Origin of the sequence: Pseudobutyrivibrio sp. MD2005 (assembly GCF_000621865.1) — a bacterium.
Taxonomy (GTDB): domain Bacteria; phylum Bacillota; class Clostridia; order Lachnospirales; family Lachnospiraceae; genus Pseudobutyrivibrio.
This window is the reverse complement of the sequence record NZ_JHXE01000008.1, coordinates 141,945-155,991: the sequence shown is the minus strand read 5'-3', so window position 1 is coordinate 155,991 and position 14,047 is coordinate 141,945. Positions and strand designations below refer to the sequence as shown.

The 14,047-nt window shown below is 38.4% G+C and carries 14 protein-coding genes; all 14 read left to right on the top strand.

Annotated features, from left to right (window positions below):
* The first annotated feature begins 1 nt into the window (after position 1).
* The 14 genes from T498_RS0102280 to T498_RS0102220 all read left to right on the top strand — a co-directional run bounded on the left by T498_RS0102280 (position 2) and on the right by T498_RS0102220 (position 14,046).
* Entirely contained in the window at positions 2-757 is a 756-nt protein-coding gene (locus T498_RS0102280) for a hypothetical protein (protein WP_028234529.1), read from the top strand.
* Positions 754-1,146: a DUF4280 domain-containing protein gene (locus tag T498_RS0102275; protein ID WP_028234528.1), complete on the top strand. Its 393-nt coding sequence runs from the start codon at positions 754-756 to the stop codon at positions 1,144-1,146. The genes T498_RS0102280 and T498_RS0102275 overlap by 4 nt, the downstream gene beginning before the upstream one ends.
* Before the next feature lie 26 nt (positions 1,147-1,172).
* Positions 1,173-2,873: a phage tail sheath subtilisin-like domain-containing protein gene (locus T498_RS0102270; protein ID WP_028234527.1), complete on the top strand. Its 1,701-nt coding sequence runs from the start codon at positions 1,173-1,175 to the stop codon at positions 2,871-2,873.
* 26 nt (positions 2,874-2,899) lie between these two features.
* Positions 2,900-3,415 (top strand): phage tail protein, encoded by a 516-nt coding sequence (locus T498_RS0102265; RefSeq protein ID WP_051524540.1) that lies wholly within the window; start codon positions 2,900-2,902, stop codon positions 3,413-3,415.
* Between the two features lie 88 nt (positions 3,416-3,503).
* Positions 3,504-3,866: a hypothetical protein gene (locus tag T498_RS0102260; protein ID WP_028234525.1), complete on the top strand. Its 363-nt coding sequence runs from the start codon at positions 3,504-3,506 to the stop codon at positions 3,864-3,866.
* Positions 3,809-4,072 (top strand): DUF6760 family protein, encoded by a 264-nt coding sequence (locus T498_RS17265; RefSeq protein WP_442960122.1) that lies wholly within the window; start codon positions 3,809-3,811, stop codon positions 4,070-4,072. The genes T498_RS0102260 and T498_RS17265 overlap by 58 nt, the downstream gene beginning before the upstream one ends.
* 19 nt (positions 4,073-4,091) lie before the next feature.
* Positions 4,092-5,051, top strand: a complete 960-nt coding sequence (locus T498_RS0102255; RefSeq protein WP_028234524.1) for a hypothetical protein — start codon at positions 4,092-4,094, stop codon at positions 5,049-5,051.
* 3 nt (positions 5,052-5,054) lie between these two features.
* Positions 5,055-6,857, top strand: coding sequence for a hypothetical protein (locus T498_RS0102250; protein ID WP_028234523.1), 1,803 nt, complete (start codon positions 5,055-5,057; stop codon positions 6,855-6,857).
* Positions 6,858-6,859: 2 nt separating this feature from the next.
* Entirely contained in the window at positions 6,860-7,768 is a 909-nt protein-coding gene (locus T498_RS0102245; RefSeq protein WP_028234522.1) for a CIS tube protein, read from the top strand.
* Positions 7,769-7,791: 23 nt separating this feature from the next.
* Positions 7,792-8,628: a CIS tube protein gene (locus T498_RS0102240; RefSeq protein ID WP_028234521.1), complete on the top strand. Its 837-nt coding sequence runs from the start codon at positions 7,792-7,794 to the stop codon at positions 8,626-8,628.
* 13 nt (positions 8,629-8,641) lie between these two features.
* On the top strand, positions 8,642-9,775 hold the full coding sequence (locus T498_RS0102235; RefSeq protein ID WP_028234520.1) for a phage late control D family protein: 1,134 nt from the start codon (positions 8,642-8,644) through the stop codon (positions 9,773-9,775).
* A 20-nt stretch (positions 9,776-9,795) separates the two neighbouring features.
* Positions 9,796-10,608 carry a phage baseplate assembly protein V gene (locus T498_RS0102230; protein ID WP_028234519.1) on the top strand — a complete coding sequence of 271 codons (813 nt, stop codon included), beginning with the start codon at positions 9,796-9,798 and terminating at the stop codon, positions 10,606-10,608.
* Between the two features lie 18 nt (positions 10,609-10,626).
* Positions 10,627-11,052: a GPW/gp25 family protein gene (locus T498_RS0102225; RefSeq protein WP_028234518.1), complete on the top strand. Its 426-nt coding sequence runs from the start codon at positions 10,627-10,629 to the stop codon at positions 11,050-11,052.
* A 6-nt stretch (positions 11,053-11,058) separates the two neighbouring features.
* Entirely contained in the window at positions 11,059-14,046 is a 2,988-nt protein-coding gene (locus T498_RS0102220; RefSeq protein ID WP_028234517.1) for a hypothetical protein, read from the top strand.
* Position 14,047: the final 1 nt, after the last annotated feature.

Genomic DNA, 14,047 nt, shown 5'->3' with positions numbered 1-14,047 from the left:
AATGGCGCTATTATCAATTGTTCATCGCATGGATTTGTGCTTGGAACTGATAGATGCCACAACAGGTCAAGGAATCAACGATTCCAGAGTTACCTTTCACTCAGATGGAAAACTTTTTCCGATGACGCGAAAACAAAATGGCAACTATATACTCATCAACAGTCAAAGGCTAAACCGCCAGATACAGGTGGATGTCTACGGATATGAGCCAATAACAGTAGATGTGAACTATGAAGAGCTTGATGAGATGCGACCGATAAAACAAGTGCTTTTGATACCAAAAGTCACAGAAAGCACCTTTACTAGTTTGTGGAGTATAGAAGGGGAACTGCCAGGAATACAGGATATTTCGGCAGTGGTACCGTCATCAGCTTCATTTTCCTATCAATCATATGATAGGGCAAGGAAAATGGTTAAGATTCTTAATCCTCACAACCTGGAGCTTATAGGAAAAGACTACGGTCTGATTCATACCGATGAAGCAAGCTTCGAAGCAGTTGAGGCGATAGAGCTAAAGGTTCAAACCAAGCTGATGCTAGCTGACTTACTGGAGGAGGAATTTGAAGTGACAAATCCTATTGCCCGAATAGTTTTTGGTCATGTGGATGAAAACGGAAAATACCTTTTGAGAGTAAGAGCCACAAGCACAGAAAACAAAAACGTAATCTTGTGCTATCACGTGGATGGAAAACGACGGTATCAAGTATTGGATTTTACAAATGCCCGCAAATTACAATTGGAAAGGAGAGATGAATGAGTGGTCCAATATTGGTAAGTGGCGGAAGCCTGGTATGCACTATGGGAACAGCACCATCTGTTTTTACAGCAATGGCTAATCCTTCGGTACAGATAGAAGGCAAACCTGCTGCGACAATGATGGACAATACACCATTGACAAGCATAAAGCCCTTTGGAATGTGCACAAGTCTTGCTAACCCAGCGGTTGCAGCAGCAACAGCGGCAGCTCTTGGAGTACTTACTCCTCAGCCTTGTATGCCAGTGTTGCCAGGGCCGTGGATGGCAAGTGGTCAGAAAACCAAGTCGGGTGGAAAAGCGTTCGTTTGTCAAGGAGATTGCCTGATGTGCGCTTATGCTGGAAATATTTCAATTGCGAATAGCGGACAGACAAAGGTTATTGTTAATTAATTATTATTTAGAGAAGGAGTGATTATATGGCGGAATATCTATCACCCGGAGTATATGTTGAAGAAATTGATAATGGTCCTAGAGCGATAGAAGGAGTTGGCACAAGTACAGCCGGCTTCGTAGGAATGGCAGAAAAGGGACCAGTTGTGGGGGCTCCGGAATTAGTTACCAGTTTTAATTCCTTTATTAGACTTTATGGTGGATTCTTAAGTGAATTTACTCATGGCGAGTACAGATTCCTTGCACATGCAGTAGAGCAGTTCTTCACCAATGGTGGAACAAGATGCTATGTACAAAGAGTTGCACCTGATGATGCTAAGGAAGCATCTAAGAAGCAGGGATTTATTACAGCAAAGGCTGTTAACCCAGGTAAATGGGGCAACAAGATTGTCGTATCACTTTCTCAGACAACAAAGCGTAAGATTCAGTTTATTGAGAAGATTTCAGATACAACATATCGTGCAAAGAATGCTGAGGGAATTAGAGAAGGCGACATTATTGTATTTGAAAAAGAATTCAATACAGTAACAGGAATCTTCGACAGAGAGATTACAGTGGCAACACCATTTAAGGGTGATGTAGTCGATACAGAATTGATTCCAAAGAAGGTAGCATTCCTTGTTCAATCTGATTTAACAATCAGATATCAGGATCAGATTGAAAGCTATCCTGGAATTAATTTCATCGAAGGTTCACAGGATTATATAGTTGATAGAACAGAGAGATCTGAAATCGCTACTATTACAATCAGTGGTGCACCTAAGAGTGTAAATCCTCTTGCAGAGATATTTGAAAAGGATGCTACGAGCATTTCCTTCACTCTTGAGGGTGGTACAGATGGAAACATCTCAAAGGTAAATGCAGGAACATTTATCGGTCTTGATAAGGGACCTGGCCAGAGAACTGGTATCCAGAGCTTTGTAGAAAATACTACAGTAAGCATGATGGCTGTTCCTGGTGTTACTATTCCTGAAGTTCAGGTAGCACTTGTTGCTCACTGCGAGAACCTTGGAAGCAGATTTGCAGTTCTTGATATGCCAGAGAAGCTTTCTAAGCCAAAGGATTTGATTGAGTTTAGAAGCTTAATCGATAGCACATATGCAGCTATGTATCATCCATGGGTACAGGTATTTGATAGAAGTGCAAATAAGTCTAGCTACATTCCTCCATCAGGTTCAGTTCTTGGTGTTTATTCAAGAACAGATATCAACAGAGGTGTACACAAGGCTCCTGCAAACGAGACAGTAGCATGTACAGGACTTTCTATCAACTACACAAAGGCTGAGCAGGATATCCTTAATCCAGAAGGCATCAATCTTATCAGAGCACTTCCTGGACAGGGAATCAGAATTTGGGGAGCTCGTACAGCCAGCTCTTCATCAAGCTTCAGATATATCAATGTTAGAAGATTATTCATCTTCGTTGAGGAAAGTATCAAGGCTTCTACTAACTGGGTTGTATTTGAGCCAAACGATTCAATGCTTTGGAGCAGAGTTTCAATCACAGTTGCATCATTCCTTGATAACCTCTGGAGAGCAGGAATGCTTGCAGGTGATTCTGCAGCAGAAGCATTCTTCGTAGAAATCGGAACCAACACAATGACTCGAGATGATATCGAGAATGGTCGTCTGATTTGTAACATTGGTATTGCACCTACAAAGCCAGCAGAGTTTGTAATCTTCAGAATTTCTCAGTTTACAGCAGAAGCCGGTGGTGGAGAAGAGTAAATCACAGTAGATAAGGAGAAGTAATTATGGCAGATAATGCGAATGGAGCTTTAACAGCATATGCTGATGGGGATAATTTTTATCCATTAACCAAAATGAATTTCCTGGTTACTGTGGATAGCGTAAATGGAAAGGCCGCGTTCTCCGAAGTAACAGGAATTGAAGGAACAGTTGATGTAATTGAGTTTAGACAGGGCAACTCAAACTCACTTGCACCACAGAAGATTCCAGGACTTGTAAAGCATGGAAATGTAACACTCAAGTTTGGATACACAGCAGATAACGCATTTAAGAACTGGGTTCGTGAGTGCGTATCTGAGACAAGAGGTGCTATTCCTCGTACACGTGTACAGATAGAGCTTATTGATATTAACTCTGGTGCACCAACAACAGTTAAAAACGAGATTGAAGGCACTAAGGTTTGGGTTTTAGTAAACGCATGGGTTACTAAATATCAGGCTCCAGATTTGAATGCTACTCAGTCTGAGGTTGCAATTGAAACAGTTGAAATCGCATACGAAGAATTAATTATTCCTAACTAGTATGTAGATACCATTGCCATCATCTGAAGTGGGCTCATTTCGGGTGATGGTTTTGGTACTTATATATAAAAGCTAAGGAGGAAGGTGTATGGAAACAATTTTTGACTTTGAGTTACCTAGGGGTTATGTAGATGGCGAAGGTGGAGTTCATAAGAGGGGAAAAATGAGACTTGCCACTGCAAGAGACGAGATTAGTGCTACTAGAGATCCTAGAGTATTATCAAATCCATCATATCTGACAATCGCACTTCTAGCCGAGGTTGTTACAGAGATAGAAGGAATGCCAGCGGTAAACGGAACACTTATCGAAAGATTATTTACAGCAGATTTGGCATTTCTTCAGGATATGTATCAACGTATAAACGATATTGAGCCACCAAAGGTTCAGTGTGTATGTCCAGATTGTGGAAAGGTATTTCAGGTACCTATAAATTTTACAGAAGAGGGCTAAAGCTCTATCCAGAGAAGGAAATGTATGAGGAGATGTCATTTATCTCATATTACTTCCATTGGGGTAGTGAGGACGTGCTCTCGCTAGAACATAATCAGAGACGTCGCTGGTGTAAGGAAATTTCATCTATCAACCAGTCTTTAAGACCCTCAGATAAACCAAAAGAAAAAAGCATCCTAGATATGAAACCATCTAGGTCACGTTAATTTTTAGTAGGTAGTGCCTATGAGTATTTTTACAGATAACAATGGGTTTAGCCCGGTTCCAGGTTTTAACTTTTTACTTAGAGTGGAAATGATGTTTGATGTTCCAGTCAAAAGTGTTAGAGCCTTTACCAAAAATTTTGAATATGAGTACATTCAAGAAGGTGGATTGAACGACTATGTACACATGAGACGTAAGCCTATTTCACAACCATTTACACTTGAAATAGAAAGATATGCCGCTACAGATTTGTATTATGATCCTCTTCAAAATGGTACCGAGTTAATGCTGCCATTACTTCTAATGGTATCGCCTTATCAAGGCAATTTTATGGGCTATTCCAGAAGAACCTTTGCCTTTACTGGATGTACTGTAACGGGTAAAGAGTATGGCACATTAGATGCTGAAAAAGGCGGCCTTTTAACTGAAGTAATAAAAATAGCTTATAGACAGATTGTAGTTCTGGATTTACCTGAAACGATTCTAAAAGAGAAAGATGGATATTCAAAGCTATTTGGCGGAGGCAAAATTACAGAGGAGGCAATGAAGAAGGCTGTATATGGACGCCAGGCCGACGATGCTGAATACAACATGCAGATAGATGCAAGTAAAGAAAAAGAAAATGCCAGATCATACATTAAGTCTGATGGACATTTAGGTGGAGATGAAAGTGCGGACAAGACCTTTACATACTTGACTGGCGAGGTAGGAAAGAAAGAAAAAGAAGAGGAAAATGCCAGAGCATACAAAACTGCTTATGGTAAGTTTGATGGTGATAAGAGCGCTGATATCAATACATATTTAGATGGTGAGATTGGCTCAAAGAAAGACGCTAATAAAAGAACGTATCCAGATGATAAAAGCTATTACGGACAAGAAATATTAGAAGCTTATGCTACCACAGCAAAAGATAACGGAAGAAAGTGGCCACCTACCCAAAGCGCATTTGGAATAGGAGAGGCACAAAAGAAGGGTAAATAATAGATGCTTAAAATCAAATCTGCTGATTCAATGAGAAAATTGAAACCTTTGACACCTTTCTACAGCGGTTTTTCAGAGAGGATTCGCACAAATTATGGATGCATGAATGTGCGAATGGAAAAGGAAGAATTAATACATTTAGTTTCCGAGCCACCAGAGGTGTATCTTGAAGATTTTGGCATGACAACTCTTACAAACACTACTAATGTGAATTCTACTAAGAATGTCAAAATCGAGATGTTAAATGAAATGATTAATCGTCTGTATTATTCGGACAATCATCATTTTACATATCAGGATAAGGTTTATGTTGAGAATGTATTAAGAAAGCTGGGAGTTGAAAACACCAGCCAGTTTATAAAGCAGGTTAAAGAAATAAAAGAACAGATGGATGAAACCATCAACTATATCAGAATAAATGAAAATAATCCTGTTGCATTTAGAAGCATGATGGAGCGAATTATTCAGGAAAATGGCAGGATTCCAGAAAAGAAGAACGAGGGTGACAAAGAGGTACTGGCAAGTCGAAAAGAAAAAGAATTATATGAAAAAGTTTTCGACAGACTGCACAGTAAAGAAATATACAAAGAAGTAACTGAGCTGCTTAGGGCAAACCCAGATATGCCTGCAATAATTCGTCAGGCAGAGTTTCATTTGGCAGAACAGAAAAATGAATCAAGAGAATTAACGCTTAATTCCATCTTTCATACATTTGAAGGTGATACCAGAAACTATCTGGTTCATAGATGGGAGGAGCTTAATGAAGGTGATGATGTAGTAGAGGTAACAGAAAACGGAGATATTTTATCTTCAGTAAATGCATCAATCATCATGAATTTGATTGAAAATGTAATGAGCCTTAGAGCAGGTGATAAATACATTAGGGATGAGCAGTGGTATCAGCTTAAAAATGCTTACAATCAATCAGCAGAAAACACCTTAAATAGATTTTTTACAGATAGAACTTTAAGCGTTTTCCACATAATAGAAGAAAATGACTACAGCAGACAGATTGAAGAAAACATAATAAAAGAGACAGATGAGCTTGTATATAAATCGGATTATGTAGAGAATCTGCAGCAGGAAGCATTAAACGAAATCAATATTAGAAATCAGCAAAAGCTGGAAGAAATAAGACAGCTGGAACAGCAGATTGTAATTAATAATCAGATTACAAATCCAGTTCCAGACAGAAAGAATATATATAATACCAGCCAGCTTCTGCTGGAGCATCCAGAGCTTTCTGGAGAGATAATAGGAAGCATACCTGACAATACTATTCAAAACACTGTTTATGATCAAATCAAAGAAGTTATTGTCAATCAGGTGGCAGATCCTTTTACAAGAGAGCTTCTAGTACATTTGGCAGAAAACGGACGACCTGGCGACATAACAGAACTGGAAAATATTTCACGCCAACAGGAAGTGGTTAGAAATATTACTGAGCAAAAAAAGCAGGTTGAGCAGGTTGCAAAAAATATTGAGGTGGAGCAGCGCACACTTACTTTAGTGCATAAGACAGAGGAGCAGACGATTTCTGAAGATATTTTAGATGAAATCAGGCAGCAAAGAAATTATGTAGATAACAGGCTTGTGGAAGTGACCCAAAATGTAAATACCACAGAAACCAATCATACCGAAGTGGTAAATCAAATTGACAATGAAGAAGTGGTAAGAAATATACAAAACAATGTGATGGAAATGGTTGATAAAAACATAAAGGGACAGGTAGATTCCATCTCAAATCAGGTGTTTAGAAGACTGGAAAAAAAGCTAGACACAGAAAGAAAGCGTAGAGGTTATTAAGTATGGGTAACGCATTTACGGATTTGGCAGGTAATGCATTGGGCTCTGCTGTGGGAAATATTGAACATGGATATCTTGTAGTTTTTGATACAGGTATGGTAAATCCCATCAAGAAGGAAGAAGCTGAAAGGCTGGAGGCAAACAGGCCAATGGTACCTATAAATTTAGCGGGGTTAGTAGACTTAACTAAATTGGCTGAACAGCTTGCAGCGGTGACCGTATATGCGCAAGAATTGGCGGCATTGATGAGTGCATTATTTCCGGGATTGACAATTGATGAGGTAAAAAATAAAGCTAAGGGTGTACAAGTAAAAAAGCTGAAGGTTCAGTTTAATCCATCGCAGGTACAGATAAATGCAATAGGTAGTAAGCTTGCTTATATTCAAGATACTACAGCTGAAAAGAACAAAGAAGGAAAAACTGAAAGTGCTGGATATCAACAGGTGCCACCTCGTATCAGTGTAAGTATACCTATTATCATTGATGAAGAGGATAATACCAGTGCATTTGCATCTGATTCCGCAAACATACTGAATGCATCAAATGTTGCTCAGAATCTACTTAACTGGGGCTCAGGAAGCAAGTGCCAAGTGAAGGAAGAAACAGAGGCTATATTGTCACTTTTAAGAAATAGCTTTACTAGAACTGTAGGGTTCTTTTGGGGCTCAAAAATGTCTTATGTTGGTTCTCTTATTTCGGCCCAGGCTACTTATACGATGTTTCATCGCAACGGAGATCCGTGTAGAGCTAGAATAAATTTACAGATACTTACGGTTGAAAGAAGTATTTCTGCCGGCTTCAGAAATCAGTGGATTAACAAGTACAATAAATTTAGGGACATGGATAGAACTGTTCTTTCTCAATGGGGAGAGAATGCAAATGCCGGAAACTTTTTCAATTTGCCATTTTAGTTATGTAATTAAGAGGTATATATATGGGTTTTTTTGGTGGGTTTAATAGAGCAATAATTGGTTTTCCGAGAAAAAAGATTACTAGAGTAGACGGAGCGAAAGCTACAACTATGACAACAGAAGCTGCAGAGCAAATGAAAAAGGCGGCTGACGCTGCGCAATATTTAGTTGCCTCTAAGCTAATTGGTTTAAAAAGAGGAGTTACCCTCTCAGATGCGCAAAATATACAGATTTTGAATTCTCAACTTACATATTATTGGATAGAGGTAGAATTTAATCCAAGTACAATGCGATATACGGCCATGAATGGTTCTTTCCAACAGCAACAATCTGTAACTGGAGATATTGGTTCCCATATTGCCCAATACAACATTGATGCCCAAACTAATATGAGCTTTGAAATATATATAGATTCATCAATTTGTCTGAGTTCAACCACAGGATTCTCTGCATCTACTGTTGTTTCAGCAGCCGCTAATCTATATAAGGGTAGGGATTATTATAATATTGCACCAATAGTTGATGGCTTTTGCTCGCTGTGTAACGATGTTGAAACACAATACATAATATTTGCTTGGGGAAAAATGATATTTTGGGGTGTGCTTGAGGAAGTAAACGCCGAGTATGTGATGTTTGATACAGATGGAAAGCCAATCAGAGCAAAAATCTCAATGAGCATACGTCAATCCGCAAAAATCAATAAGGATGATACTCATGAAGGAACCGCTTCTGAGTCAAACAAATATTGGGATAATGTTTATAAGAAGTTTTTTGGAAAAGGTGACAAGAATATACAGCTTGGAAGTACGTTGACATACAGCAGTATGAAGGATTTTAATAATTTGCTTAACTTAAAGTAAATGGGGAGTGTAAATGGATAAACTGATATATGGTGATCTATATAAGGATTATGGCGGGTTTACGGATCCCAGATCAATAATAGAGATTAACGGTAAGGATATATCAAAAAATCCTATTGTTATTAATAATATTGATGTGGAAATCTCCGCAGGCTTTGAGGCATCCATAGCTACATTTGAAATATATAACGTATTCGATAGGGTTCAGGCCAGGTTCGAATATGAAAGCTTGTCAAAAGCAGTAGTTATTGGTGCTTCACTAAAAATATATCTAGGATATGCCAGTCTGGTAAAGGAAGTATTTACAGGAGTTATCACCAAGGTAACCTTTGCCTATGAAGCAGGAGAAGCTCCACATATTACAGTTACAGGTATGGACATAAAGGGAGTCATGATGGCAGGCTCTTATTCCAAGCAGTTGAAGGCTAAGACATATTCTGCAGCAGTAAAAGAAATACTTGAAAAAACAGCCTATAGCAAAATGAAATCTTCGGGAATCATTGAAAAGCTTTATATAACAAATACGCCGGACACTCCACCGCCAGGTACACCAAACAATAATCCCAATATAGAAATGGTGGCTGAGTCTGATTATGAATTTGTTGTAAAGGCGGCAAAAAAGTTTAATTATGAATTCTTTACAGTAGGTGGAAATGTTTATTTCAGACCAGCAAAATGTGATCCTTCGGAAGAGATTAACATTTCAGCAACAAAAGGATTATTCAATTGTGAAGTAGAATACGATATCACCGGCCTTGCAGAAACCATCGAAGCCAGAGGAATGGATGATGGTAAAGGTAAGGTGATTTCAGCAAAAGATAAAATTAAAAATAAAATCTCATTAGGTAGCAAAGCTGCCGGACTGATTAAGGGAAGTGAAAAGATTTATATTGATCCAACCATAAAGTCAGATAGCGATGCTACAAATAGAGTGAAGTCTTTGAAGGAATCAATATCCTTTAGATTTGGAACCTTTAGAGGAACAACTATAGGGATTCCTAATCTAATCCCTGGTGCATTTATAAATCTAGAGGATTTGGGAGCTCCAGTTACAAATAAGTTTTATATATACAGCATCCATCACAAATTAAATCAGACAGATGGATACTTGACAGATATTGTGGGACAGGCAGCATGTATTCCTTAAACAAAATATAGGAGAAGCTTATGGGTTTATACGACGTAATTGATGACATTGCAAACAAGCAGATACTTAAAACAGAAACTGGGGATAATCGCATTTGGGGTGTAGTCCTTGGATTGGTTGTAAAAAACTATGATAAAGATCACCCTGGCAAAGTGTGTGTCAGTATTCCAATGCGAGACAAGAAAGCTAATGAACTTAAGTGGGCAAAGATGGTTCAGATGTCATCTGGCTCAAAGTGGGGTACCTATTTCCTGCCAGAAGTTGGAGATCAGGTAATGCTAGTGTTTGACCATGGCATAATCGATAAACCATATGTCATCGGATGTGTTCCAAAGGACAATGATAGCTTTTACACAAAGGCTATGGACAGTAAAAACAAATACAAAAAAATAACTACCAAAAATGGAAACACACTAGAGTTTTTTGATAATGATAAAGGTGATGGCGCAAAGGATGCCATCACATTGAAGACAGCTAAAAACGCCTTTGAATTTCACATGGATAACGAAAAGAAAGAGGTGTACCTGTCAGATAAAGAAAAAGAAAATCAGATTGTTATGAAAACAGAAAATGGCAAGATGATAATCAAGGCTGCGAAGAATCTCACAGTGCAGGTAGGTGATAACATATCTCTAATTATGAATGGAGACACTGGCAAGGTTACTCTCAAAGCTAAAAAGCTTTTGGTAGAGGCATCGGAAGGCGCTACTATGAAATCGGATATGAATGTAAGCGTATCTGGAGCAAAGGTAAAGGTAGAGGGCAATTCCACAGTAGAATTGAGCAGCTCAGGCTCTACGAAAATCGGAGGAAATATGATTTCTCTTGGCTAGGGAAGAGAGGGTTAGCATATGGATATGTTTTCAAATTTAGGCAAGTCTATGAAGTTTCCACCACAGGTAGACCCGGCTACAGGCAGATTTGTGGTATCTTCTGGCAGAGATAGCGTCAGGGAATCTTTGTATCTGATTCTTATGACAGCCGTGGGTGAAAGGATTATGAATCCAAACTTTGGTACCAAGATGATGAGTTATACATTTATGGATACTTCACTTACAATGCTTAACATTTTTACATCTGAGCTTAGAAACACTATTTTGGAGCAGGAGACCAGAATATCTGATGTTGATATTAATGTAGACCCTAATAGTAAAGAGGGCGCATTGATTATTAACATCGATTACTATCTGGTTGATAGTGATTTCATGGATAGCTTTGTATTTCCTTTCTATCTAAACAATGAAAGCGCAATAGAAGATGAGGCAGAGGAGTTATAAGAGTTTATGGTAAATGATTCTTTTTCAATTATTCTAGATGGCAGAACAGAAGAAGATATTAAGAAGCGAATAGCGGAGCTTGCGAAATCCTATGTCCCTCAGTGGCATTTCGATACCGAAAACCCTGACATAGGTTCTACTATCGCGCTTTTATATGCCGAGCAGACAATGAGCAATGTTAAGCATTTCAATCATTTGCTGCTTAAATATCATGCACAGCTTGTAAACCTTCTTGGACTATCTTTGATGCCGGCTCAGCCTTCTGGTTCAGTAGTCTTTATAGATTTGATTGCAGATACCATGGAAGGTACCTTTGTTCCAATGGGAACAAAACTCTTATCTACAGAGACAGGTGAAAGAGTTGTCTTTGAAACTACCGCACCACTTTATGTTACTAATTCAAAATTTGCTGGTGGCTTTTTAACCAGAAAAAGTGATGGCAGAGTTTATGAATTTGCAAATGAATTTATCGATGAACTTTCATTTGAACCATTCCCACTATTTGATTTTTCAAATATGAAGGCAAAGGGAGAGGATAGTGTCATCATTTCCCATCCATACATTTTTGATGTTGAAAACGAAGATATAAAAATAGATTTAATTGGCAACGAATCTCTTTTATCAAAAATGAGAGATGGAATGTTCTCATTTTTGTTTAAGGGACCTAATGGCTACATGCCGGTATCTGAATACCACGTAACATCCACAGGTGTAATTCTTCAAAAGGACTTTAGTTGCATTGGCCTGCCAGAAGGAGATGAAGAAGAGGAAGAGTTTGAAGCAATCGCCCAGGAGCCTACAACATTAAAAATCATATCAAACGAGCCAATTATAGAAACTATAAGTGTAGATAGAATAGATATATCCTCTACAGGTTCGCCTCGTAAGATGGATTTTGTAGGTAATGAGGAGGAATCATTTAAAGTAGAAAATTTCACTCCATTTTCAGATAAGCTTGACTTATATAAAGAGTGTTACATTAATCTTGAAAATTATTTCATCAAGCAAGAGTCAATTCTTACATTGGAATTTGATTTATTATTTGATACAAATGCAGTAAAAATAAGCCAAAAGGAGCTGGATGAAAGTTTAAAGATAATCAAAAGAAAGCCTAGAAATCAGGTCGATGAGGTTGGGCCAGATGTGTATCCAGATGAGGTCACAATGTGCTACTACAACGGAAGCTCTTGGAGACGTTTGGATATTGAAGGCTACGACATCAGAATGTTTGCAAATGGCAATGAAGGGCATATGAAGTTTACTTTCGAATGTCCTTCGGATTGGCAGTCAGTGGACGTATCTGGCAGAGCCGGCCACTACATTAGAATTCAGTTGATTCAATCATACAATTGCTACATGGTGCCTTCACTTCACCATTATCCTATTTTTAAGAACCTTAAATGTTCATATGACTACAACAATAAGATGTACAAACCAAAAGAGGTCTTGTTAATAGGCGGCAATGAAACAAAGGATGTAAGTAATGAAGTAATCATAGATGAAAGCGTGGATTTATTCCATCCTAGTCAATATAACGATAATGCCTTATATCTGTGCCTGGACAAACCATTATCAAATGGTCCGATAGGATTATTTGTGGGGTTGAAACCAGGAACAGCCGTGCCATGTCAGCCTTTTGCTTTAGAGTATTTGGCACGAGATGGATTCAAGCAGATTCAGATAGAGGATGGCACTCACAATCTTTCTCAAAATGGTGTAATAAGATTTTTGCCACCTGAGGATATTGTAAAAAGAACTATAGAAGGAAGAGAAGGATACTGGTTAAGACTGACTGCAGCCAGACAGACTAACCATGAAATAGTTGCTCCTATCATCCAACAATTAAAGCTTAACGCTGTAGAAGTTTTAAATATTGATTCTCAGGAGGAGCAGATATTCTATCTGGACGAAATCACACCGAATATGTCATTCCCAATAGAGGGCAACAATATCTTAGATATTGAATTGTGGGTAAATGAAAGGAATGTGCTTACACCTGAGCAGATGGATATCCTTATGAAAACAAGCCCTGATAAAGTGAAGGTGGACGTAGATATTTTAGGGGCAATTCAGAATTTCTATGTGAAATGGGATGAGGTGGATTCTCTAGAGTTTTCTACAAAAGAGGATAGACATTATATTTTAAATAGAGTTACTAACCAGGTTATATTCGGAGATGGTTTGTACAATAAAATACCTACCTACATGGATGGCCCGGCCTTCAGCGTATTTGTAAGAAGCTGTGATGGCGAAAATGGTAACGTCAGTGAAAATGCCATTAATCAATCCGTAGAGTATCTGGATTTTATTGGAGATATTACAAATCCTATTCCAGCTTCTGGAGGAAACAATATAGAGAGCTTCCAGAATGCCCTTATACATGGAGCCAATCTGCTAAGCAACAGCGGAAGGCTTGTGTCTACCGCAGATTACATTAGAGATATAACTGCCATGTCCAACAATATAGAGCATGTAGCAGTTGTCAGTGGTGTGGACCCATATCTTAGAAAAAGTGAGAATCGATTAAATATCATTGTGCTGATGAAGGACTTTGAAAAGAATTCCCTCACTTTCCAAAGGTTGGCACCAACAATAAAAAGACATGTAGTAGAAAATAGCGAGCTGACAGTCGCCGAGGATGATGTATTTGTAGTAGAACCGCTAAAGGTAAAAATATCTGTGGATGCATGGATTAGGCGAGATATGACAGAGGATAGCTTTATTGTTATGGAAGAAATGAAGAGGGTGTTGAAGGAATATCTAAATCCAATTTCCTCAGGATCACATATGGGATGGAACATAGGAACTATCCCAAGAAGAAAGCAGATATTTATGAAGCTCAATTCTGTAAGTGGCGCTAATAGAGTAGAAAGACTTGAAGTTGTTGCAGAGTACACAGATGCTGAGGGAACTCATGTTGCTAGTCTTGAGGAGCTTCCTAATAATATGTTTTTCGTAGTGGTTAGTGGGGAACATAGGATACATACATTTTAGT